This is a genomic window from Streptomyces sp. NPDC005784, assembly GCF_042871525.1.
Classification (GTDB): Bacteria; Actinomycetota; Actinomycetes; order Streptomycetales; family Streptomycetaceae; genus Streptomyces.
The window spans coordinates 227,016-250,051 of sequence record NZ_JBIAIQ010000010.1 but is presented as its reverse complement, the minus strand read 5'-3'; the positions used below and the strand labels follow the sequence as shown (position 1 = coordinate 250,051).

The window sequence follows — 23,036 nt, the reverse complement described above, 5'->3', positions numbered from 1 at the left end:
CTGCAAGCCCCGCGGATCCTCGACTCCGTTCTTTTCGCGTGCATCCCTGTACACGACCTTTGAAGGGACCCCCATGTCCTCTCCGCTGCTTCTCGTGACCGAGATCCCCGTCGGCGAGCACGCCGTCGAGGCACTCGCCGCGTGGCTGGACCGGCCCACCGCACCGGGCTCCGTCTTCTACCGGGGCCTTGAAGCCCCGGCCCTGCTCGAACTCACCCCGCTCGACGGCCTTGCCGAACTCGCCGGTCTCGACGAGCAGTGGCGTCAGCAGGCCAAGGCGCTGGCTCCGCTCGTGGCGGGTGACGTACGCCGCCAGGTACTGCAGTTCGTCGAGGCGCCGAAGCCCGCACCGGCCGGCCTGGCGCTCCCGGACACCCCGTACGTCCAACTGCGTCACGTCGAGGTGAAGCCGCCGGTGTACGAGGAGTACCTCACCTGGCGGGACGGCACGATCTTCGACGTCGTACGGACGACGGAGCAGGTCGAGACGTTTCTGGCCTACCACTCACTGCTGTCCACGGAACCCGGGGTCATGTTCGTCTCCGGGTTCTCCTGCGCCCCCGAGGATTACCTGCCCGCGTTCTCGTCGCAGCGCTACGGCGAGATCGCCCGGCACGCGCACTCCCGTTTCGTCACCGAGGAGGGCCTGTACACCCGCCTCTACCGGCGTGTCACCGAGGACGTCTGATGGGTGCTGCATCAGCTTCGTACGAATTGAGCGTCACGACCCAGGGCCCGCTGTACCCGCCCAGCGAAGTCATGGACCCGGACGGCAACTTCGTGGTGATCGGCTACGTCAACCGTGAGGCGGCCGGCGGAGGGGCCACCTCCCACTGGGGCAGCGCGATCGTCGCCGCGGACAGCGTCCTGCCGGAGCTGGGCGGCAAGGCCCCCTACCGCATAGTCCGCGAACTGGGCCCCCAGCTGTCGGCCGCCGACGAGAACCTCGTCCTGCACACGCTGCCGCTTCCGCTGCCGTGCACCAACTATCCCGAGGTCTTCGCGCCTGACCAACTGCCCGATCCCTTCTCGGTGGTTCGCCCCAGCTACGCCTTCCACGAGGTGCCGCTGGCGGATCTGCGTCCCGAGGACGGGCCGAAGGTGACGGAGCCGATCACGCTCGGCCAGTGGGTACAGGCGGCCGGCAACGTGCGGGTCACGTTGGCGGACGGCGGCCGGGCGGCCGACTTCCACTGCGAGTTCACCGGGCTGCTGCCGAACAACCTCTACACCGTGATGTCCGTGCGGCGCCGCGACCTGGATCCCACGGGACCGGTCAGGCCGGGCCCGCTCGGTGTGCCCAACGTGCTGATCGCCGACCACAAGGGCAACGGCAGCTATCACGCACGCATGCCGAACCCGTTCCCCGACCCGGAGGGCGCGGCCGGTGACCGGATCATGAACGTCGTGCTGTTGTGGATGAGTTACCAGCAGAACTACGTGGGAGCCATCGGGCGGTTCGGACTGGGCGGGGACGTGCACGCCCAACTCAAACTGCGGGGACCGAGTTTCGCCGAGTTCGTCACCCACGCCTGACAAGCCATCGAGGGGAAGCGAGTACGAAGTGGAGATGACGGTGCCGACTCAGCGTTCCTTCCGAGATGTGCTGGGCCGCTTCACCACCGGGGTCGTCCTGGTCACGGCGCAGACCGAAGTCGGGCCCGCCGGAATGGCGGCCAACTCCTTCACCTCGGTGTCCCTCGTGCCCCCGCTGATCGCGCTGTGCGCGGCGCACACCTCGACGACGTGGCCGGCGATCCGCGCGGCCGGCGGCTTCGCGGTGACCATCCTGCGTGAGGATCACGAGGAGGTCTGCAGGACATTCGCCACCCGGGGGACGGACCGGTTCGCGGGCCGCGACTGGGTCCGCACCCCAGCCGGGCACCCACTGCTGTCGGACGGGCTCGGCTGGCTCGACTGCACCATCGAGCAGATCCATCCGGCGGGCGACCACGAACTGGTGATCGCCAGGGCCGAAAAGTGGTCCACCGCGGGCGTGGGGGAGACCGCCACGGCGGGCCCGCTGGTCTTCCACTCCGGACGCTACGTGCGGCTGGCATCTTGAGTGGAAAGTCTTCAACAGTCCTATGACGGACGGGATATGGATCCCGTGGAAAGGCGTGAGCAACGATGAGCTACACCGGTGAGGTCCAGGCAGGCGGACCCGGGGACACCCGGGAGACGACCGACCTGGTGATCACGAAGATCTCGGTCGGCGAGATCGACAACAACGTCTACCTACTGCGCTGCCGGGCGACCGGAGAACAGCTCCTGATCGACGCGGCCGCCGAGCCACGGACACTGCTCGACCTCATCGGCGACGGCGGCCTGGCCACGGTGTTCACCACGCACCAGCACTGGGACCACCACCGGGCCCTGGCCGACGTGGTCGCCGCGACCGGCGCCCGCTCCCTCGTGGGACGCGACGACGCCCCCGGGGTCCCGGTCGCCGACGTCCTGGTCGACGACGGCGACACCGTGCGGGCCGGAGCAGTGTCCCTCACCGCGATCCATCTGGTGGGGCACTCACCGGGTTCCACCGCGCTGCTCTACCGGGACCCGAACGGGCATCCGCACCTGTTCACCGGAGACAGCCTCTTTCCCGGCGGCATCGGCAACACGGAGAAGGACCCGGCGCGCTTCGCCTCCCTCCTCCAGGACGTCGAGACGAAGATCTTCGCCGAACTCCCGGACGACACCTGGATCTACCCGGGCCACGGCAAGGACACCACGCTCGGAGCGGAGCGGCCGTCGCTGCCGCGGTGGCGGGAACGGGGCTGGTGACGCGCGAGCGGCATCCGGCAGCCACCCGAGGGCACGGTTGAAATGCTGCCCAGCGCAGCGCGTGGACTTCCCGCCGTCTTCTGGTGGATATGGGCCAGTCTCCTGATCAACTGGCTCGGTGCCTTCGCGGGACCGATGCTGGCCTTCTCGCTCACTGCGGACCGGGGCTACTCCGCCTCGTACACCGGATTCGTCGTCTCGCTGCTCGGGCTTGGCTCGATCGTCGGCAACGCGCTCGGGGGCATCCTCGCAGACCGGTACGGACGACGCCTCACCCTTGTCTCCGGCCATGTCTGGACCGCCGTCAGCATGGCCGCCCTGGGGCTCGTGCAGGACCGTCCGGCCGTGGCTGCCGCCACGTTCGCGGTGGGGGTCGGGACGGGGGTGGTGCGTCCTGCCGCGGGCGCCGCGCTCGCGGATGTGGTGCACAGCGTGGATCGGCAGCGGGCCTTCGCCCTCAACTACTGGGCGGTGAACGCAGGAATGGCGGTCTCCGCCGTTCTGGCCGGGTTGATGGTTACTCAGGGCTACACCCTGTTGTTCCTCGCCGACGCGGGGACGACGCTGCTCTGTGCGTTGGTCGTCCTGGCGAAGGTCCCGGAAACGCTGCCCGGGCGGACAGCGCCAGGCGCAGCGCGGGCGGCGGCGGTTCAGGAGACGTCGCGTGAGCCCGAGGGGGCACAGGAGGTGCGGAAGGCCGTTCTGATCCGGCAGGACCGGTCCTTCGTCCTGTTCACCCTGCTGACGCTGTTTTTCGCCCTCGCCTTCGAGCAGCGCTCCGGCTCCCTGGCCATGGTGATGGCGGCCCAGGGGCACTCACCGCGGCTCTTCAGCCTTCTCAACGGGGTCAATGCGGCGCTGGTGGTCGTCGTACAGATCCCGCTCACCCGGCTGATGAGCCGCGGCCCCAAGGGCCGAGCCCTGTGGGCCGGCGGAACCTTCGTCGGGGCGGGATTCGCCCTGACGGCCTTCGCCGGCAGCCCGGGTCTGTATGTCGCTGCCGTGGTCGTGTGGACCTTCGGCGAAATGCTCCAGGCACCGGCGGCCAGCGCGGTCGTCGCGGAGCGGGCCCCGGCGCAGCAGCGAGGCCGATACCTGGGGGTGTACGCCGCCGCATGGTCGGCCGCCGCCTTCCTCGGTCCGATCAGCGGAGGCTGGATCCTCGACCGGTGGGGCGGCACCACCTTGTGGACGCTGTGCGCGGTGCTCGGCGGTGCGGCCGGCTGCGGATGGCTGCTGATCACCCGGACTCAAGACTTCCGCACGGCACCCGTCGTGCGGGAAGGAGGCGGGACACCGCTTCCACGGATCACAACAGATGGGAACAGAGCATGAACCAGCACCTGGTCGTCACCAACTGCGTCCCGGCCCATGTCGGTGAGGAGACGGAGCAACTCGTCATCGAGAACTGTGTACCGGCGCATGTGGGCGAGCAGTTCCTCGTCGAGAACTGTGTGCCGGCATACGTGGCCTGATGACCGACGTCACCGTGGCGGAGACCGGCCGGGGCGGCGCTGTCCGCCCCGTGCCGGGCTCCGGCCCCGCGCCGTCCTGCGTCACGAGAACACGCGTCCTGACCGGCGTCGGCGGAATCCCGCCCGGCCTGCACCTGGCCGTCAGTGATCTCGCCGACGTCACCGACCGCCCGTGGCAGAGCTGCCTGCGGACCTTCGGAACATCCTGGGAGGGCCCCGAGCCGGCGCGCCGGTCCGCGGAGGGTGAAGCCGTGGAACGCTTCTGCGAGGCGCACGCCCCCGCGCCCGAACGGCTCCACTGGGGCAGCCACCGCGAGTTGACCCGCCGGGGCCTGCGCGCCCTCCATCCCCGCCGGCTCGTCCTCTACTCCGCCCGGCAGTACGCCACCCCTGGCTTCCCCTTCCGGCCCTTCGGACCCGACTCACCCGCCCACTGGATCGAGGCCCGGTCCGTGAGACACGGCACGTCGGTCCTGGTGCCGGCCTTCCTTGCCTACTCCGCCTGGCCTCGCATGCCCCGGCCGCACCCGGAACCGCTCTACGCGTTTCCGGCAGTGGGCGGCATCGCCGCAGGTCCCACCAAGGAATTCGCCCTGCTCAGCGGGCTCGAAGAGGTCATCGAACGGGATGCGGCCGCCGTGTGGTGGGCCAACGCGCACCCCTCGCCCACACTCCCCGCCGACACGTCGCTGCTCCGCCTGACCGAGGGCGCCCAGCGGGCCTTCGACGTCCGCTTCACCCACTTGGCGAACGACTTCGGCGTACCGGTACTCGCCGCCGGCGTCCGCAGTCGTGCCGAGGGCTGGCTGACCTACGGCTTCGCAGCGCGCGCCGATCCCCTGGAGGCCGCCGCCAAGGCTCTGGCCGAGGCCTACACCCTGCAGATCAGCTGTTTGTCGTTGGACAGCCCGTCCGGAGTGCCCGACACCGCCGGACGTCCCTCCCCCTTCAAGGACTGGCGCCCGAACCGCCGGTACCTGGACTCCTACCGCGCCGACGGGCGCGATGCCGTCGAGCAGTTGTGCCACCTGCAGCTCTACCTGGACAGACGAGCAGCCGACCGGGTCGCCCCGTGGGCCTGGGCGGCCCCCTCGACCGGTGAGTGGGCCGAGGTTCCCGCTCTGCCGCAGCGGGCGGCCGACGTTCTGCTGGCTCGCGTGGTGGACGGCGGGCATGAGGTGCTCAGCGTGGACCTGACCACGCCCGAGGCGACCGCCGCCGGTATGTTCGCGGTCCGCGTCATCGTCCCGGGGCTGGTGGGAGCCGCCCCAGCGGCCTACCCGGCGCTGGGCGGGCGGCGTATGCAGGAGGCGGGCGTCCGACTCGGCTGGCAAGAACATGCGTTGAAGGAGGAGACGCTCAACACCTTTCCCATGCCGCATTCCTGAGTGGATCCCTCCCTCGTGGGTCCCCTCGCCGCCCCTGATCCGTCCTCTGGCCTGGGCCGCGTGGGAACCGACGGTACAACGCGGGAAATGATCAACTCACACGGATGCCTGGAGCCTGACCAGGCCACTTTCGCCGGTGCCCCCTGCTTGACCGCACCGGCCGGGATACTTTTCCGTGTCTCTTCAGCACCGACCGGGCCGTCACCAGCCAGCGATCGTCGGCCCGGTCCACGCCTGCTCCGCATGGGACTCGGGCACCACACCGGGGCGCCGGTAGCCGCCCAGGAATTGCTGACCCACTGCTGACGAACTGCCCTCATGGCCAGCGGAGTCGCGGATCCTGGACGGCCCTAGAGCCGCGCCCCCTTCAATGCCATGTGCAGCAGCAGCCGGTCCTCGCCGTTGTCCAGGTCGAGGCCGGTGAGCTGTTCCACGCGGGACAGACGGTAGTAGAGCGTCTGACGGTGGATGCCCAACTCGGCAGCCGTGCGACCGGCCTGGCCCGCCCGGTCGAGGAACACCTCGGCGGTGCGGGCGAGTTCGCGGTGCGCGGGAGCCAACAGGGCCAGTACGACGGGGTCGTGGGCCGCCTCCGGAGGCAGGGCGGTGAGGAGCCGGAAGGGTCCGATGGCGCCCCACTCGGCGACCGGGCCGAGCCGGGGTTCGGCCAGCACGGCACGCGCGGCGGCGGCAGCCTCGTGCCAGGCGGTCCCCAGTTCCCCGAGCCCGACCCGGGCCGCGGCGATCCCGGCAGCCGCCGTCCCGCCGGGGGAAGCGGCTCCCGGGGCAGTGCCGGGGTAAACGGATCCCGAGGCGCCGCCGGGGGAAGCGGCTGCCGCCGTCCCGCCCGAGGCTCCCGAGGTACCGGCACCACCGGGAGACGCGGACGCCGAAGCGCCGCCCCGCGGGGCCGGCCCCGCGGCACCGCCCGGACGGCCGGACCCGGCCTCGCCGCGCCCGCCCGCCGCCTCTTTCACGAACCGGGTGGCCGCCGTCAGCGCCGGGGTCAGGACGTCCGGCGAACGCAGCCGTACCAGCAGGGCCAGGCTCTGGCCGGTGGTGCCCCACGGGATGGTGCACAGCGCCGTCGCCCCCGGCACCGTACGTGCGGACGGGGCGTCGTCCGGGTCGGCCGAGGGCCACGGCGCCACGCACACCACCGTGTGCAGACCGTCGCCGCGCGGGCCGAGCGCCGTGCGCAGCTCGGCCACCGCCATGTCCCGCTGCCAGCCGCGCTCGGCGGTCAGTACGGCACGCAGCTCGCGGGTGAGATCCGCGCCGGCCTGGGCCTCGTCCGCGAGCAGCGCGCCGATGCGGGAGGCCACCTCCATCGCGCCGGTCAGCTGGGCGTCCGTGAGGCCCGGGTCGTCGTCGAGCAGCCAGACATAGCCGAGGACGATGCCCCGGTGGCGGACCGGGAGACAGATCCGACCCCGGTTGACCCCGGCCTCCGGGGTCGGCGGGATACGGACGGGCCCGGTCGCGCGGGTGATGCCGAAGCCCTCGAACCAGGTGCGGACCGCCGTGGTGGACCGGCGGGTGAGGATCGAGCGGGTGCGCACGGGGTCGAGGGCCGAGGGATCGAGATCGCCCTCGCTGTCGTACGCCCCGAAGGCGATCAGCTCGAAGTCGCGGTTCTCCAGCGTCGCGGGGACGCCGAGGAGCGCCGAGATCTCGTCGACCAGCTCTTGGTAGTCGCCTCTGTATTCACCGCTCACCCGGGCATTCTCGCGCATTTCCGAGGGCTCTTCATACAAATGTCTGAGATCCGGGGCAGGGATGCGTGACAGCTGTCGATGGCCCAGGATCGGAGAGATCCCTAGGTTTCACGGTGGTTCTCCGTGCCGCACCCGAGTCGTCGGGATCGGCCTCCTGCTGACTTCGTTGTGGAGGTGCCCCGTGCTGGGTCCCGTGATTCTCGCCGCCTCGCGCAGCGACAAGATGCGCCGTCTGATCTCGGCCGCCCCGGTGACCAAGCCGGTCGTCGACCGCTTCATCCCCGGTGAGACCGTCGACCAGGTCGTCCCGATCATCAAGGACCTCGCGGGCAAGGGCCTGGAAGTCACGATGGATGTCGTGGGCGAGGACATCACGACCCCCGAGCAGTCGTACGCCGCCCGTGACGCGTACCTGGAGCTGATCGGCCGCCTCGAGAAGCTCGGCCTCGGCACCAAGGCCGAGATGTCGATCAAGCTGTCGATGTTCGGACAGGCGCTTGAGGGCGGCCACGAGCTGGCCCTCGCCAACGTCCGTCCGGTCGTCGAGGCCGCCGCCGCCATCGGCACCACCGTCACGCTGGACGCCGAGGACCACACCACCCTCGACTCGATGTTCGCCATCCACGAGGAGCTGCGGAAGGACTTCCCGCAGACCGGCTGTGTGATCCAGGCCTACCTGTTCCGCACCGAGGCCGACGCCCGCCGCCTCGCCGAGAGCGGCAGCCGCGTCCGTCTGGTGAAGGGCGCCTACAAGGAGCCCGCCGAGGTCGCGTACCAGCAGAAGGCCGAGACCGACAAGGCGTACGTCCGCATCCTGAAGATCCTGATGGAGGGCGAGGGGTACCCGATGATCGGGTCCCACGACCCGCGGCTCATCTCGATCGCCCAGGAGCTCGCACGCACGGCCGGGCGCAAACTGGACGAGTACGAGTTCCAGATGCTCTACGGCATCCGCAGCGACGAGCACGTGCGGCTCGCCGCCGAGGGCCACCGCATGCGCGTCTACACCGCGTACGGCACCGACTGGTACGGCTACTTCATGCGCCGCCTGGCGGAGAAGCCGGCCAACCTCGTGTTCTTCCTGCGAAGCATGATCACACGTGGCTGATTCCACTTGGCTGTGCCGCGGCTTCGGCCGGGGGTCCGGGGGTTGTCCCCCGGACAGGCACAGCGCCCGCTCGATCCTCACCAAGCGCTGAGACCGAACACCCGCTCGACTCAAGGAGTTACGGAAAAAATGGACGCTGTGACCCAGGTCCCCACCCCCGTCAACGAGCCGGTGCACGGCTACGCCCCCGGCTCGCCCGAGCGCGTCCGCCTGGAGGCCAAGCTCAAGGAGCTGGCCGAGAACCCGATCGACCTGCCGATGACGATCGGCGGCGAGCGGCGCATGGGCGGCGGCGACCGTTTCGACGTCGTGCAGCCGCACAACCACAAGGCGCGCATCGGCACCTACGCCAACGCCACGCAGCAGGACGCACAGGACGCCGTGGACGCGGCCCTCGCCGCCGCTCCCGCCTGGCGCGCGATGGCCTTCGACGACCGCGCCGCGATCATCCTGCGCGCCGCCGAGTTGCTGGCCGGTCCCTGGCGCGAGACGCTGGCCGCCTCCACCATGCTCGGCCAGTCGAAGACCGCCCAGCAGGCCGAGATCGACACCCCGTGCGAGCTCGTCGACTTCTGGCGCTTCAACGTCCACTACGCCCGCCAGATCCTCGCCGAGCAGCCGCCGGCGAACTCCCCGGGCGTGTGGAACCGGATGGACCACCGTCCGCTGGAGGGCTTCGTCTACGCGATCACGCCCTTCAACTTCACGGCGATCGCGGGCAACCTGCCCACCGCTCCGGCGCTCATGGGCAACGTCGTCGTGTGGAAGCCGTCCCCGACGCAGACCCACGCCGCCGTGCTGCTGATGCAGCTCCTGGAGGAGGCGGGCCTGCCCAAGGGCGTCATCAACCTCGTCACCGGTGACGGCATCGAGGTCTCCAAGGTCGCACTGGAGCACCGCGACCTCGCCGGCATCCACTTCACCGGCTCGACCAAGACCTTCCAGTACCTGTGGAAGACGGTCGGCAACAACATCGAGAAGTACCGCTCCTACCCGCGTCTGGTCGGCGAGACCGGCGGCAAGGACTTCGTGGTCGCCCACCCGTCGGCCGACCGCGCGGTCCTCAAGACCGCCCTGACCCGCGGCTCCTTCGAGTACCAGGGCCAGAAGTGCTCGGCGAGCTCCCGCGCCTACGTCCCGGCCTCCATCTGGAACTCCGGTTTCAAGGAGGAGTTCGCGGCCGAGGTCGACTACCTGACCATGGGTGACGTCACCGACCTGTCGAACTTCATCGGCGCGGTCATCGACGAGCGGTCCTTCGCCAAGAACAAGGCCGCCATCGACCGTGCGAAGGCCGACCCGACCTGCACGATCGTCGCGGGCGGCTCGTACGACGACTCCGTCGGCTACTTCGTGCGCCCGACCGTCGTCGAGTGCTCGGACCCGGAGAACGAGGTCTTCACGACCGAGTACTTCGGCCCCTTCCTCGCCGTGCACGTCTACGAGGACGACAAGTACGACGAGATGCTGACCCAGATGGAGTCGGCGTCCGACTACGCGCTCACCGGCGCGGTCATCTCCGGCGACCGCGCGGCGGCCGCGTACACGATGGAGAAGCTCCGCTACGCGGCGGGCAACTTCTACATCAACGACAAGTCGACCGGCGCCGTCGTCGGCCAGCAGCCCTTCGGCGGCGGCCGTGCCTCCGGCACCAACGACAAGGCGGGCGCCCCGCAGAACCTGATGCGCTGGACGCTGACCCGCGCCATCAAGGAGACGCTGGTTCCGCCGACCGACTACGGCTACCCGCACATGGGCTGACAGCCGAACGAGGCCGCCGGCCCCCGGGCCGGCCGCCCGTCACCCACTCCGCCCCCGCCCCACGGTCTCCCCCGTCCGTGGTGCGGGGGCGGTTCCAATGTCAGCGGCCGCACGGACCGATGTCTTGAGGGAGGCGGTGACGGCGGCGTCGCGGTGATCCACAGTCCCGTGCCGCGGCGGGCGCGGCGCTATCCGGGGAACTCCGTCCGTTCCCACCACTCGTACACGGGCAGCCTGCCCTCCGGCGAGTCCGCGTGACGCGGGGTCGCCCTGAAGTGTTCGTATCCGCCGCGCAACTGGATCTTCACGTCCGATCCGGGGGCCGGGACGGGGACGATCCGTTCGGGCAGGTCGTCCGGGCCGCCCTCAAGCAGTGCTCTGGTCGTGTCGCTCATGACGTCACCGTTCCCTGTGCCGGAGCCCGATGTGGCATGCCTCGCGGAGGATCAGTCGTGCGGGTGATCCGCTGCCCGGTCGTCGGCTGTCGGATTCCGGTCGAGGAAGTCCCGGACGAGGACCGCGATCTGCGCCGCGTGCGTCTCCAGGGCGAAGTGCCCCGTGGGGAGCAGATGGATCTCCGCGTTCGGGAGGTCCCGGCGGAAGGCGAGGGCGCCCTCCGGGACGAAGATCTCGTCGTGGCCGCCCCAGACCGCCAGGAGCGGGACCTGGCTGGTGCGGAAGTACTCCTGGAACGCAGGGTAGAGCGCGAAGTTGGAGCCGTAGTCGGAGATCAGGTCGAGCTGGATCTCCGGCTGGCCGGGACGGGCCATCAGGGCCGCGTCGTGCTCGTAGGCGTCGGGGCTGACCAGTGCCGGGTCCGGTACGCCGGTCAGGTACTGCCACCGGATGCCGTCCGGGCTGCTGATCGCCCGCACCGGCGCCTCCGTCCCGGGTGTGCGCTCAGCGATCAGCGCCAGCACCGGCGCCCAGGCGTCCGCGCCCAGCCCCTCCTCGTACGCGTTGCCGTTCTGCGTGATGATCGCGGTCACCCGTTCGGGGTGCGCGAGCGCCAGGCGCAGACCGATCGGGGCGCCGTAGTCCTGGATGTAGAGCGCGTACTCCTTGAGGCCGAGCTGCTCGGTGAACTCCTCGGTGATCTCGGCCAGCCGGTCGAAGGAGTACGGGAAGTCGGCGGCCGCCGGGGCGGCCGAACGGCCGAAGCCGAGATGGTCGGGGGCGACCAGGTGGTAGCGGTCGGAGAGCAGCGGCAGCAGGTCCCGGAACATGTGCGAGCTGGCCGGGAAGCCGTGCAGGAGAAGCAGGACGGGCGCGTCCGCGGGGCCCGCCTCGCGGTAGGCGATCCGGTGACCGCGGACGGTGGTGGTGCGGTGGTGGACCGGCCGGACGTGGTGGACCGAGTGGCTGCTCATGATCGGATCCCCTAACCCCTGAGAGCGTCTTTAGTGGTGAGAGAAGTCCATCACGTGGCTCTATAACCGGTCAAGCGATTTTGAGCAGTTAGAAGTCGATGTGGGGCGCCGGCTATCGGTGCGGGCCGGGCGTCGCCTCCCGGGTCGGTGACGTGAGAGGGCTGGGATTCCTGTCTCCCGTGTGAATACTGGCCGGATGGCCATCCGACTGCGGACCGCTCACACGGCGGACCTCGCCCCCGCCGAACTCCGCGCCGCCCGCGCCCTGTTGGAGGACGCCTTCGACGGGGACTTCAGGGACGAGGACTGGGATCACGGACTCGGCGGCCTGCACGTCCTGGTCCATGACGGCCGGGGCCTCGCGGCGCACGGCTCGGTGATCCAGCGGCGCGTCCTGCATCGCGGCCGCTCGCTGCGGGTCGGGTACGTGGAGGCCGTCGGAGTCCGCGAGGACGTGCGCCGCACGGGGCTCGGCGGGCGGGTGATGGCCGAGCTGGAACGGATCATCGAGGGCGCGTACGGGCTCGGCGCGCTCTCCGCGAGCGAGGACGGGGCCGCCCTGTACGCGGCCCGGGGCTGGCAGCTCTGGCCGGGCCACGTCTGCGTGCTCGCGCCGGACGGAGCCGTCCGCCTCCCCGACGAGGAGGGCACCACCTTCGTCCGTCCCGGCGCGGCCATGGGCCCCCTCGACCCGGCGTACGCGCTGGTCTTCGACTGGCGGGACGGCGACGTGCTCTGACCGTCGCTGTGGCCGAAGTCCCAGGTCGGAGCGGTGTGACGTAATCCGCCGTCTCAGATAGTAGGAAGTCCGAGTAATTGTGGAGACAGATGCCCGGTCCTCGCCTAGCTTTGTAGGAGCCGAACGTCTCGCTCGACCAAGCGAATGGCGGTCGTGAGCCGGAGCCCCTGGCAGGCAACCCCTGCGGCACCGCTCCCCGCCCCTTCCGGCGTCTCGTAAATCCCTCACCGCACTTCCGGCCGCCCGCGTGGGTCCCGCCGGAGGCAAGGAGTCGATTCATCATGGCCGAGACGACCGTCCGCCGAGTCCGTCACCTCTCTCGCACGAGCAGCGAGTCCGACCGCAAGAACGCCGCCGCCGCGCTCCAGCGCGCCCTCGACCGCAGGGACAACGGCGGAGCGACGGGCCACTGAGGCCCGCCGCCCTCTCGACCGGGAGCCGCACCCGCCGGGGTGCGGCGCGGGGTCATGCCCCGCGCCGCGCCTCGGAGTACGTCCTCGCGCGCGGGTGCTCAGCTCCCGCGCCGCACCTCGAAGTGGTCGACGCGCTCGCCGCTCTGGGCCAGCGCCGACACCTTGAGCCGGGGTGAGGAACCCGTCTCCGCCTCCACCGAGAGGAAGGAGAAGCCGGTGTACCGCACGCGCGACCACTCCACCGTGTCCGGCTTCTGCTGCTTCGACTTCGTCCAGTGGAAGGTCTCCACGGACTCGCGGCGCGTGACCTTGCCCTCGTAGCTGTCCTTGACCCCCATGGGGAAGCGGTAGAGGCTCTTGCCCGCCCCGCCCGCCGTGACGTACACGATCCCGTCCCGGGTCGGATCGGTCGAGGCGCCCACCGGCACCTGCTTGCCCACCCCGCCGCCCTTGATGGCGTCGGTGCGCTCGTACACGTGGTTGTGTCCGTTGATCACCAGGTCCACCTGGTGCTTGGCGAACAGCGGCACCCAGGCGTCGCGCACACCGCCGTCGGAGGCGTGCGTCGACGTCGAGTAGGCGCAGTGGTGGAAGAAGACGACGACGAAATCGACCTGCCCGCGCAGCTCCCCGAGCCTCTTGTCGAGCCAGGCCGTCTGCCGGCCGCCCGAATAGCCCTTGTTGGCGGGGATCTCGTAGGACACGTCGTTGGCGTCCAGCGCGACGATGCCGACGTTGCCGTAGACGAAGGAGTAGACGCCCGGCGCGTGCCGGCTGTCGAAGCCGTTGCCGGGGAGTGTCCAGCGCGCGGACTGGCCGCCGTAGCCGTTCGGCGAGTACCAGGCCTCCATGTCGTGGTTGCCGGTCGTCACCATCCACGGCACCGTCTTCGCCACCGTCTCCGTCTGCTTGAGGAACAGGTCCCAGGCGGCCGGGTCGTAGGTGTCCGAGTCCTGGCCGAGCCCGACCCCGTCCGCGTAGCAGATGTCGCCCGCGTGCAGATGGAAGGCCGGGCCGCGGCCGAGGAGCACCTTGTCGTTGGCGAGCGCGTCGGGAGTGACGCCCTGGTCCCCGAAGGCGGTGAACACGAACTTCTCGGGGTGGGCGGGGGCCGTGCGGAAGTGGCCGATCGTGGAGTGCCGCTCCTTGCTCGCCGGGTCGAAGCCCTCGTGGCCGACGCCGTAGTAGTACGTCGTCCCGGGGCGCAGCCCGTCGAGTGCCGCGTGCAGGTAGTACTGGTCCAGGGCCGCCCGCTGCCCGGCGAGGCCCGGCGTGTGCAGGTCGCGGACCTCGGCCTCGATCCTGCGGCTCAGCGCCCAGGGTGTCGGACCCACCCGGATGTACGGCTTCCTGACCGCGACAGGCACCTGCCAGGAGATTCGCATCTGGGTCTTCGGGTCCGCGCCGAAGGCGAGGTGGCGGCCGAACGGAGTGACGGACCAGCCGGGTACCCGGCTGGTGGTCGGGTGCGGGGACGAGCCGGACATCGCTCGCGAGGGAGTCCCGGTGCCCGAGCCGCAGCCGGCCAGCAGCCCGCCGCCCGCGAACGCGCTCGCCGCCACGAGGGCGCGGCGCCGCGTGAGCCTCGTCCTCAGGTACTCGTACTGCTCCGCCATGCTCATGTCGCGTGCGAGCTCGTGCGGGATGCCGACATCGGGAACGGGGAGTCCGGGGGGAGTCCCCCTGGAGGGAGCGGTCATGTCTGGAAAGTTCCCATCGTGCGCCAACGGCGTTCATGCGTACGGGTGAACACCGGTCGAAGGGTAGGCGTGTTCCGACACCGACCCGTCCGTATGGCGGACATCGCGTGTCATCCCATGGGACAAGGAGTACGGTGCCGTCATGTCTCGCAGCATCGATCTCGCAGTGATCCCCGGTGACGGCATCGGCCAGGAAGTCGTGGCCCAGGGGCTCAAAGTCCTCTCCGCCGTCCTTCCGCAGGACGTGAAGCTGGAGACCAAGGAGTTCGACTTCGGCGCCCGGCGCTACCACGCCACCGGTGAGACCCTCACCGACGCCGACCTCGACGCCCTGAAGGGGCACGACGCCATCCTGCTCGGCGCGATCGGCGACCCCTCGGTCCCGTCCGGTGTCCTGGAGCGCGGCTTCCTGCTCAAGCTCCGCTTCGCCTTCGACCACCACGTCAACCTGCGTCCGTCGAAGCTCCTGCCCGGCGTCGAGACCCCGCTCGCCGGTCAGCCCCAGATCGACTTCGTCGTGGTCCGTGAGGGCACCGAGGGCCCGTACACCGGCAACGGCGGCACCATCCGCAAGGGCACCCCGCACGAGATCGCCACCGAGGTCTCCGTCAACACGGCGTTCGGCGTCGAGCGGGTCGTCCGTGACGCGTTCGCCCGTGCGCAGGCCCGCCCGCGCAAGAAGCTGACGCTGGTCCACAAGAACAACGTGCTGACCTTCGCGGGCCACCTCTGGACCAACGTCTTCAACAAGGTGGCCGAGGAGTTCCCCGAGGTCACCACGGACTACATCCACGTGGACGCGGCGACGATCTTCCTCGTCACGCAGCCCGAGCGCTTCGACGTGATCGTCACCGACAACCTCTTCGGCGACATCATCACCGACCTCGCCGCGGCCGTCTCCGGCGGCATCGGCGTCGCCGCCTCCGGCAACATCAACCCGAGCGGCGAGTTCCCCTCGATGTTCGAGCCCGTGCACGGCTCGGCGCCCGACATCGCGGGCCAGGGCAAGGCCGACCCCAGCGCCACCGTCCTGTCCGTCGCCCTGCTGCTGCGCCACCTCGGCTACGAGGCCGAGGCCGCCCGCATCGAGGACGCCGTCTCCGTCGATCTCGCCGAGCGGGTCGGCAAGCCCGCCCGCAGCACGGAGGAAATCGGCGACGCGCTGGCCGTGCGAGTAGCCGGCTGACCCGCCGCACCGCCTACGTTCAGTAGCAGCCGCCGGGTCGCATCCGCACCCGGCGGCTTTTGCTGTGCCCTCGCCGGGTGACACCATCAATCCCTGGGCCGTCCCTGGGTCAAACCCGGGCCTTATCGACACCGTTTCGTCCACGGTTCTCCGCGCGCGATAATCGAGGGCGGAGCCGCGGAATGAGGGAATGCTCGGACGTCCTGACACTGGCCACTGGCAGTTCGGGCGTGAGCGCGGCCCGTCACATACAACCGGTGAAGGACAAAACCACTCATGACGCAGCCCACGATCGAGCTCAAGCCCTCCGCCAGTCCGCTCTCCGCCGCCGAGCGCGAGGCGATTCTGGTCAACCCCGGGTTCGGCCGGCACTTCACCGATCACATGGTGACCATCAAGTGGACCGAGGGCCGCGGCTGGCACGACGGCCAGCTCGTTCCGTACGGACCGCTCTCCCTCGACCCGGCGAACATGACCCTGCACTACGCGCAGGAGATCTTCGAGGGCCTCAAGGCCTACCGCCGGCCCGACGGCTCCGTCGCCACCTTCCGCCCCGACAAGAACGCCAGGCGCTTCCAGGCCTCCGCCCGCCGGCTCGGCATGCCGGAGCTGCCGGTGGAGACCTTCATCGAGGCCTGTGACGCGCTGGTCCGCCAGGACCGGGACTGGGTTCCCGCGCACGGTGGCGAGGAGTCCCTGTACCTGCGCCCGTTCATGATCGCGACCGAGGTCGGCCTCGGTGTGAAGCCCGCCAACGAGTACCTCTTCCTCGTGATCGCCTCGCCCGCCGGCGCCTACTTCGCCGGCGGTGTGAAGCCGGTGTCGATCTGGCTCTCCGAGGACCGCGTCCGCGCCGTTCCCGGTGGCATGGGCGACGCGAAGACGGGCGGCAACTACGCCGCCTCGCTGCTCGCCCAGAAGGAGGCCGCCGCCAAGGGCTGCGACCAGGTCTGCTACCTCGACGCGGTCGAGCACAAGTGGATCGAGGAACTCGGCGGCATGAACCTGTACTTCGTGTACGGCGACAGGATCGTCACCCCGTCCCTCACCGGCTCCATCCTGGAGGGCGTCACCCGCGACTCCCTGCTGACCGTCGCCCGTGACCTCGGCTACACCGCCGAGGAGGGCCGCGTCTCCATCGACCAGTGGCAGACCGACGCCGAGAACGGCACCCTCACCGAGGTCTTCGCCTGCGGCACCGCCGCCGTCATCACCCCCGTCGGCAACGTCAAGCGCGACGGCATCGAGTGGCACCAGTCCGGCGGCGAGCCCGGCAAGGTCACCCTCCGTCTCCGCGAGGCCCTGCTCGACATCCAGCGCGGCATCACCGAGGACAAGCACGGCTGGATGCACCCGCTGGGCTAGCCCGTCGGCGGGTGACACTTCACCCGCCCCTCGGCACCCCGCCCCTCGGCACGCCGTGTCTCCTGCCGGTCCCCGTCGCCCCAACAGGGTTACGGGGACCGGCTGTTCGTTCGACGCGTAGCGTCCTGGCGACACGGGTGTCCACAGATTCCACGGGGGGAGCGTGTCCTCCGCCACCTGGTTGAGCGACCTAAATCCTGCTTTCGGCGCGAGCCGGTTCCTGCCCGGGCTCGGCGCGGGGTGACGCGGACTTCGGCGAGAGGGCCAGGTAGACGATGCCGCCGACCAGTCCGGACAGGACGAAGCTGCAGTCCACCCCGCCGGTCAGGGACAGCAGCGGTCCCTCGTACGTCGGCAGGGACACGGCCAGCAGACCGACGAAGGCGCCCAGGGCCCAGGCCGCCGTGGCCCGGAGGTTCCAGCCGGACTTGTACCAGTAGACGCCGCCGCGGGAACGGCGGTTGAAGACCTGGAGGGCGTCGGGGTCGTAGACGCCGCGGCAGCGGACGAAGCCGATCAGCGTGATGACCGCCCACGGGGTGCCGATCGCGGTCAGCAGCAGGACGAAGGACGTCATCGCGGACTGGGCGTTCCAGGCGTAGTGGCCGACGAACACGCAGAGCATGGCGACGACGGCGACCGCGCAGGTGGCGCGGGCGCGCGAGGTACGGGGCAGGATCGCGTCGAGGTCGAGGCCCATCGAGTACAGCATCAGACCGGCGTTGCCCACCGAGCCCGCGGAGGCGGCCAGCAGCAGCGGGACCAGGTACCAGCCGGGGGACGCGGACACCAGCGGGCCCGCGTAGTCGAGGGCCGCGCGGGCCCCGTACGCCGTGAAGGTGCCGAAGAGCTGGGGGACCAGGAGACCGGCGATCAGGCCGAGCCAGGTGCCGTGCAGGACCGTACGGGAGGAGTGGCGCTCGGGGGAGATGTAGCGGGTGTAGTCGCCGAGCAGGGTGATGAACGCGATCGGGCCCGACAGGCCGGCCGCGACCGCCGCGAGCAGCCAGGTGGGCCAGAACGAGCCGAGCAGATAGCCGCCGGTCTCCGGGAGCGCCGCGGTGGTGAAGTGCGGGGCGTACGCGATCACGCCGACCACCAGCAGGGCCGTCATGCCGATCGCGAGGGCGCGGGACATGGCGAGCAGTACGCGGTAGCCGTAGACGGCGCCCGCGACGGTGGCGGCGGCCAGCAGCGCGTAGACGACGGCGTACGCCAGGCCGTTCGGCTCCAGGCCGAAGAGGCGGCCGAGGACGCCCACCATCACATCGCCGCCGATCCACACGGTCAGCGCGGTGTAGCCGAGCGCGAGGAGCAGGCCGACGACCGAGCCGACCAGCCGGCCGCGTACGCCGAACTGCGCGCCCGAGGAGGTCGAGAGGTTCGTGCCGGTCCGCAGCGAGACCAGGGCCAGCGGCGCGGTGAGCGCCGTCCCGACGACCGTGCCTGCCACGATCGAGCTCACGGACGACCACCAGTCGAGCCCGAACGAGGGCGGCAGCCAGCCGAAGATGATCACCCCGAGGCAGAGGTTGGAACCGAGCAGGATCGACACCAGGTCGCGGGGTCCGCTGGTGCGTTCCTCGTCGGGGATGGTGTCGACTCCGCGCTGTTCGATCGGCATGGCTGGTCTCCTTTGACGGCCGCCTGGCGTGGTGCGGTCAGCACCAAGAGTTAGAGCGGCGTTCAATGTGCCGCCTCAGGTGCTTGTCCGTCAATGTTTCCTTTCCATGAATCCGACGTTTAGAGTGTTGCTCTAACTGGAGGAAGGCGAGGAGGTGTCGTGGCGTGAGACTGACCCCCACGGAACGTGACCGACTGCTGCTGTTCTCGGCCGCCGAGCTGGCCCGTGCCCGCAAGGCGCGCGGACTGCGGCTCAACGTGCCGGAGGCCACCGCGCTGATCGCGGACACCGTCTGCGAGGCCGCCCGCGACGGCAGGCGGCTGGCCGAGGCCATCGAGGCGGCCCGGTCCGTCCTCGGCCCCGACGACGTCCTGCCCGGCGTCGCGGACGTCGTCACCGAGGTGCACGTCGAGGCCGTCTTCGACGACGGTTCCCGGCTCGCGGTCGTCTCGGACCCCATCGGCGGCGGACTCGGCGACCGGGCCCCGGGCGCTCTGCTGCCGGGGGCCGCGCACACCGAGCCCCCGGCGGTCCTGCGGCTGACGGTCACCAACACCGCGAGCGTGCCGGTGTCCGTCACCTCCCACTTCCACTTCTTCGAGGCCAACCCGAGGCTCGCCTTCGACCGGGCGGCCGTCTACGGCATGCGGCTCGCGGTGCCCGCCGGATCCTCCGTCCGCTTCGGCCCCGGCGAGAGCGCCGAGGTCGGCTTCGTGCCCATCGGCGGCGGGCGGATCGCGATCGGCTTCGCCGGTCTGGTCGACGGCCCGCTGGACGCCCCCGGAGCGAAGGAGGAGGCCTTGCGCAGGGCCGCCGCCTGCGGATACCTCGGAGTTGAAGGGCCCGGTGGTCACCCGGGAGTTGAAGGGCCCGGTGGTCACCCGGGAGTTGAAGGAGCCGGCGGACACCCCGGAGCCGGCGGTCACCCCGGAACCGAAGGCGCCGGCGGTCACCCCGGAACCGAAGGCGCCGGCGGTCACCCCGGAACCGAAGGAGTCGGCCGATGAGTATCGATCCCTACGCCTACGCCGCCACCCACGGCCCCCGCGCCGGTGACCGGGTCCGCCTCGGCGACTCCGGGCTGACGATCCGCGTCGAGTCCGACGCCCAGCTGCACGGAGACGAGTTCCTCGCCGGATTCGGCAAGACCGCGCGCGACGGGCTGCACCTCAAGGCCGCCGCCGTACGGGACACCTGCGACGTCGTCATCAGCAACGTGGTGGTGATCGACGCAGTCCAGGGCATCCGGAAGGTGTCCATCGGCATCCGCGAGGGCCGGATCTGCTCGATCGGGCGGGCCGGCAATCCCGACACCCTCGACGGCGTCGACGTCGTGGTCGGCACCGGCACGTCCATCGTCTCCGGCGAGGGGCTCATCGCCACCGCCGGAGCCGTCGACACGCACGTCCATCTGCTCTCGCCGCGCATCATGGAGGCCTCCCTCGCCTCCGGCGTCACCACGATCATCGGCCAGGAGTTCGGCCCGGTGTGGGGCGTCGGCGTCAACTCGCCCTGGGCGCTGCGCCATGCGTTCGGCGCCTTCGACGCCTGGCCGGTCAACATCGGCTTCCTGGGCCGTGGTTCGTCCTCCGACAGCGCGCCGCTGATCGAGGCCCTCGCCGAGGGCGGCGCGAGCGGCTTCAAGGTCCACGAGGACATGGGCGCCCACACCCGGGCGCTGGACACGGCCCTGCGGGTCGCCGAGGAACATGACGTCCAAGTCGCCCTGCACAGCGACGGGTTGAACGAGTGCCTGTCGGTCGAGGACACCCTGCGGGTGCTCGACGGACGCACCATCCACGCCTTCCACATCGAGGGCTGCGGCGGCGGACACGTGCCCAACGTCCTGAAGATGGCGGGCGTCCCGAACGTCATCGGCTCCTCCACCAACCCCACCCTGCCCTTCGGCCGGGACGCGGTCGCCGAGCACTACGGCATGATCGTCTCCGTCCACGACCTGAAGACCGACCTGCCCGGCGACGCCGCCATGGCCCGCGACCGCATCCGCGCCGGGACCATGGGCGCCGAGGACGTGCTGCACGACCTGGGCGCCATCGGCATCACCTCCTCGGACGCGCAGGGCATGGGCCGCGCCGGCGAGACCGTCCGCCGCACCTTCGCCATGGCCGGGAAGATGAAGGCCCAGTTCGGCGCTCCGGAGGACCACGACAACGAACGCGTCCTGCGTTACATGGCCAAACTGACCATCAACCCGGCGATCGCTCATGGGCTTGCCCACGAGGTCGGCTCCATCGAGACCGGCAAGCTCGCCGACATCGTGCTGTGGCGGCCCGAGTACTTCGGCGCCAAGCCGCAGCTCGTCCTGAAGTCCGGCTTCCCGGCCTACGGAGTCGTCGGCGACCCCAACGCCGCCACCGACACCTGCGAACCCCTGGTCCTCGGGCCGCAGTTCGGGGCGCACGGCGCGACGCCGGCCGAGATCTCGGTGGCCTTCGTCGCCCAGGCGGCGCTCGACCAGGGCAACGACACCATGCCCACCCGCCGTCGCCGCGTGGCGGTCCGCGGCACCCGCGGCATCGGTCCCGCCGACCTGCGCCTCAACTCCCGTACCGGAGCGGTCGACGTGGATCAGCGCACCGGCCTGGTCACCCTCGACGGCGACCCGCTGCGCTCCGAACCCGCCGACTCGGTCTCCCTCAACCGCCTGTACTTCTTGTAATCGACACAGCCTCTAAGGATCACCCATGTCTGCTGCCGCCGACGGCTTCCGCATGCCCGCCGAGTGGACCCCGCACGAGCGCACCTGGATGGCGTGGCCGGGCCCCAACCCCACCTTCGACAACCCGGAGGACCTCGCCGGGTCCCGGGCGGCCTGGGCGGCGGTGGCCCGCGCGGTCCGCCGCTTCGAACCGGTCACCGTGGTCTGCGGTCCGGGCCAGTCCGCGGCGGCCGCCGAACTCCTCGGCCCCGGCATCGACACCGTCGAGCGGGAACTCGACGACGCCTGGATGCGCGACATCGGCCCCACCTTCCTCACCGACGGGCAGGGTCGACTCGCGTCCGTGGACTGGACGTTCAACGGTTGGGGCGCCCAGGACTGGGCCCGCTGGGAGCACGACTCCAAGATCGGTGCCGAGGTCGCGGACCTGGCGGGGGCGAAGACGTACGCCTCGCGGCTGGTCAACGAGGGCGGCGCGATCCACGTCGACGGCGAGGGCACCGTGCTGCTCACCGAGACCGTGCAGCTCGGCCCGGAGCGCAACCCCGGCTGGACCCGCGAGCAGGTCGAGGCGGAGATCCACGCCCAGCTCGGCACCCGCAAGGCGATCTGGCTTCCGCGCGGCCTGACCGGCGACTACCCCCCGTACGGTTTCGGCACGCTCGGCCATGTCGACATCGTCGCAGCCTTCGCCCGGCCGGGCGTGATCGTCGCGCACTCCCAGCAGGACCCCGCGCACCCCGACCACGAGGTGAGCCGGGAGGTCATCGGGCTGCTCAAGGCGCAGACCGACGCGCGCGGACGCGGTATCGAGGTAGTCGAGGTCCCGGCCCCGACCGTCCTGGAGGCCGACGGGCACTGGGCCGACTACTCGTACATCAACCACTACCTCTGCAACGACGGCGTCGTGCTGTGCGGCTTCGACGACCCGCGCGACGAGATCGCGGCGGGCATCTTCCGGCGGCTCTTCCCCGAGCGGACCGTGACGCTGGTGGACGCACGTACGATCTTCGCGGGTGGTGGTGGCATTCACTGCATCACCCAGCAGCAGCCGAAGGTCTGAAAACGGGAGTCACGGATGGCCGGTGCGCGGAAGAACGCGCCACCGCGCGAGGAGGTCCTCGCCGCCGCCATGGAGATGATCGCCGAGCGCGGTCTGGAGAAGCTCACCATGGCGGCGCTCGGCCGCGAGGTCGGCATGAGCAGCGGCCACCTCCTCTACTACTTCCGCTCCAAGGACGAGCTGCTGCTGCGCACCCTGGAGTGGAGCGAGGGCCGCCTCGGCGCCGAGCGCGGCCGACTGCTCGCCGCGCGCGGAACCGCCCGCGAGCGCCTGGACGCCTACGTCGAGCTGTACGTCCCCGACGGCCACCGGGACCCGCACTGGACCCTCTGGCTGGAGGTGTGGAACCACTCCCAGAACGCGGACGACGACGCCCGCGAACGACAGGTCGCCATCGAGGGCGCCTGGCACCGGGACCTCGTCGCGCTGCTCGCCGAGGGTGTCTCGCGCGGCGAGTTCCGCGCCGTCGACCCGGACCGCTTCGGCGCCCGGCTGCGCGCCCTGCTCGACGGCTTCTCCATCCATGTCGCGATCGGCCTGCGTGGCACCGGCCGTGACCAAGTCCTCTCCCACGTACGGGAGTTCCTCGACGAGTCACTGGGCTGAACGGTGTTCGCGGACGGTCGATCAGACATCCGGGTTGTACGTAATCGAACGCATTG

Annotated in this window: 22 protein-coding genes; 17 read left to right on the top strand and 5 right to left on the bottom strand. The window is 70.6% G+C overall.

Going from position 1 to position 23,036, the window contains the following annotated elements; all coding sequences use genetic code 11:
* The first annotated feature begins 73 nt into the window (after positions 1–73).
* From ACFYR3_RS19280 to ACFYR3_RS19250, 7 genes are all read left to right on the top strand, one after another.
* Positions 74–688, top strand: a complete 615-nt coding sequence (locus ACFYR3_RS19280) for a hypothetical protein (protein WP_355856336.1) — start codon at positions 74–76, stop codon at positions 686–688.
* On the top strand, positions 688–1,536 hold the full coding sequence (locus tag ACFYR3_RS19275) for a hypothetical protein (RefSeq protein ID WP_355856339.1): 849 nt from the start codon (positions 688–690) through the stop codon (positions 1,534–1,536). Before ACFYR3_RS19280 ends, ACFYR3_RS19275 begins: the two co-directional genes overlap by 1 nt.
* 34 nt (positions 1,537–1,570) lie before the next feature.
* Complete coding sequence (locus tag ACFYR3_RS19270; protein ID WP_355856342.1) at positions 1,571–2,065, top strand: flavin reductase family protein; 495 nt, start codon at positions 1,571–1,573, stop codon at positions 2,063–2,065.
* A 65-nt stretch (positions 2,066–2,130) separates the two neighbouring features.
* Positions 2,131–2,784 carry an MBL fold metallo-hydrolase gene (locus tag ACFYR3_RS19265; protein ID WP_355856345.1) on the top strand — a complete coding sequence of 218 codons (654 nt, stop codon included), beginning with the start codon at positions 2,131–2,133 and terminating at the stop codon, positions 2,782–2,784.
* 42 nt (positions 2,785–2,826) lie between these two features.
* A complete protein-coding gene (locus tag ACFYR3_RS19260; RefSeq protein ID WP_355856348.1) occupies positions 2,827–4,119 on the top strand; it encodes an MFS transporter in 1,293 nt (430 codons plus the stop codon).
* Complete coding sequence (locus ACFYR3_RS19255; RefSeq protein WP_355856351.1) at positions 4,116–4,259, top strand: hypothetical protein; 144 nt, start codon at positions 4,116–4,118, stop codon at positions 4,257–4,259. The genes ACFYR3_RS19260 and ACFYR3_RS19255 overlap by 4 nt, the downstream gene beginning before the upstream one ends.
* Positions 4,259–5,647, top strand: coding sequence for a YcaO-like family protein (locus ACFYR3_RS19250; protein ID WP_355856354.1), 1,389 nt, complete (start codon positions 4,259–4,261; stop codon positions 5,645–5,647). The genes ACFYR3_RS19255 and ACFYR3_RS19250 overlap by 1 nt, the downstream gene beginning before the upstream one ends.
* A 350-nt stretch (positions 5,648–5,997) precedes the next feature.
* Here ACFYR3_RS19250 and ACFYR3_RS19245 read toward each other — a convergent pair whose 3' ends face one another.
* Positions 5,998–7,383 carry a helix-turn-helix domain-containing protein gene (locus tag ACFYR3_RS19245; protein ID WP_355856357.1) on the bottom strand — a complete coding sequence of 462 codons (1,386 nt, stop codon included), beginning with the start codon at positions 7,381–7,383 and terminating at the stop codon, positions 5,998–6,000.
* A 163-nt stretch (positions 7,384–7,546) separates the two neighbouring features.
* On the opposite strand from ACFYR3_RS19245, the gene ACFYR3_RS19240 reads away from it, so the two are divergent.
* A complete protein-coding gene (locus tag ACFYR3_RS19240) occupies positions 7,547–8,473 on the top strand; it encodes a proline dehydrogenase family protein (protein WP_355856360.1) in 927 nt (308 codons plus the stop codon).
* A gap of 129 nt (positions 8,474–8,602) precedes the next feature.
* Positions 8,603–10,234 (top strand): L-glutamate gamma-semialdehyde dehydrogenase, encoded by a 1,632-nt coding sequence (gene pruA, locus ACFYR3_RS19235; protein ID WP_389283967.1) that lies wholly within the window; start codon positions 8,603–8,605, stop codon positions 10,232–10,234.
* Positions 10,235–10,422: 188 nt separating this feature from the next.
* Here the strand turns inward: pruA and ACFYR3_RS19230 are convergent, their stop codons facing one another.
* Positions 10,423–10,629, bottom strand: a complete 207-nt coding sequence (locus ACFYR3_RS19230; protein ID WP_355856366.1) for a DUF5988 family protein — start codon at positions 10,627–10,629, stop codon at positions 10,423–10,425.
* A 51-nt stretch (positions 10,630–10,680) separates the two neighbouring features.
* Positions 10,681–11,604, bottom strand: coding sequence for an alpha/beta hydrolase (locus ACFYR3_RS19225; RefSeq protein WP_356785960.1), 924 nt, complete (start codon positions 11,602–11,604; stop codon positions 10,681–10,683).
* Between the two features lie 196 nt (positions 11,605–11,800).
* Here ACFYR3_RS19225 and ACFYR3_RS19220 point away from each other — a divergent pair, with 196 nt between their 5' ends.
* Positions 11,801–12,343, top strand: coding sequence for a GNAT family N-acetyltransferase (locus tag ACFYR3_RS19220; RefSeq protein WP_355856372.1), 543 nt, complete (start codon positions 11,801–11,803; stop codon positions 12,341–12,343).
* Positions 12,344–12,624: 281 nt separating this feature from the next.
* Positions 12,625–12,756 (top strand): hypothetical protein, encoded by a 132-nt coding sequence (locus ACFYR3_RS19215; RefSeq protein ID WP_103550476.1) that lies wholly within the window; start codon positions 12,625–12,627, stop codon positions 12,754–12,756.
* 98 nt (positions 12,757–12,854) lie between these two features.
* Here the strand turns inward: ACFYR3_RS19215 and ACFYR3_RS19210 are convergent, their stop codons facing one another.
* Positions 12,855–14,456: a metallophosphoesterase family protein gene (locus ACFYR3_RS19210; RefSeq protein ID WP_355856377.1), complete on the bottom strand. Its 1,602-nt coding sequence runs from the start codon at positions 14,454–14,456 to the stop codon at positions 12,855–12,857.
* A gap of 142 nt (positions 14,457–14,598) precedes the next feature.
* Here ACFYR3_RS19210 and ACFYR3_RS19205 point away from each other — a divergent pair, with 142 nt between their 5' ends.
* Entirely contained in the window at positions 14,599–15,642 is a 1,044-nt protein-coding gene (locus ACFYR3_RS19205; protein WP_389283964.1) for a 3-isopropylmalate dehydrogenase, read from the top strand.
* A gap of 276 nt (positions 15,643–15,918) precedes the next feature.
* Positions 15,919–17,007, top strand: coding sequence for a branched-chain amino acid aminotransferase (locus ACFYR3_RS19200; protein WP_355856382.1), 1,089 nt, complete (start codon positions 15,919–15,921; stop codon positions 17,005–17,007).
* Positions 17,008–17,197: 190 nt separating this feature from the next.
* Here the strand turns inward: ACFYR3_RS19200 and ACFYR3_RS19195 are convergent, their stop codons facing one another.
* Complete coding sequence (locus tag ACFYR3_RS19195) at positions 17,198–18,631, bottom strand: cytosine permease (RefSeq protein ID WP_355856385.1); 1,434 nt, start codon at positions 18,629–18,631, stop codon at positions 17,198–17,200.
* A 164-nt stretch (positions 18,632–18,795) separates the two neighbouring features.
* Between ACFYR3_RS19195 and ureA the strand changes: the two genes are divergently transcribed.
* The 4 genes from ureA to ACFYR3_RS19175 are packed head-to-tail and all read left to right on the top strand — an operon-like array spanning position 18,796 to position 22,980.
* Positions 18,796–19,638 (top strand): urease subunit gamma, encoded by an 843-nt coding sequence (gene ureA / locus ACFYR3_RS19190; protein ID WP_389283962.1) that lies wholly within the window; start codon positions 18,796–18,798, stop codon positions 19,636–19,638.
* Positions 19,635–21,311: an urease subunit alpha gene (locus ACFYR3_RS19185; protein WP_389283960.1), complete on the top strand. Its 1,677-nt coding sequence runs from the start codon at positions 19,635–19,637 to the stop codon at positions 21,309–21,311. Before ureA ends, ACFYR3_RS19185 begins: the two co-directional genes overlap by 4 nt.
* A gap of 25 nt (positions 21,312–21,336) precedes the next feature.
* Positions 21,337–22,374, top strand: coding sequence for an agmatine/peptidylarginine deiminase (locus ACFYR3_RS19180; protein WP_389283958.1), 1,038 nt, complete (start codon positions 21,337–21,339; stop codon positions 22,372–22,374).
* Between the two features lie 15 nt (positions 22,375–22,389).
* Positions 22,390–22,980: a TetR/AcrR family transcriptional regulator gene (locus tag ACFYR3_RS19175; protein ID WP_355856397.1), complete on the top strand. Its 591-nt coding sequence runs from the start codon at positions 22,390–22,392 to the stop codon at positions 22,978–22,980.
* The last annotated feature ends 56 nt before the right edge of the window (positions 22,981–23,036 follow it).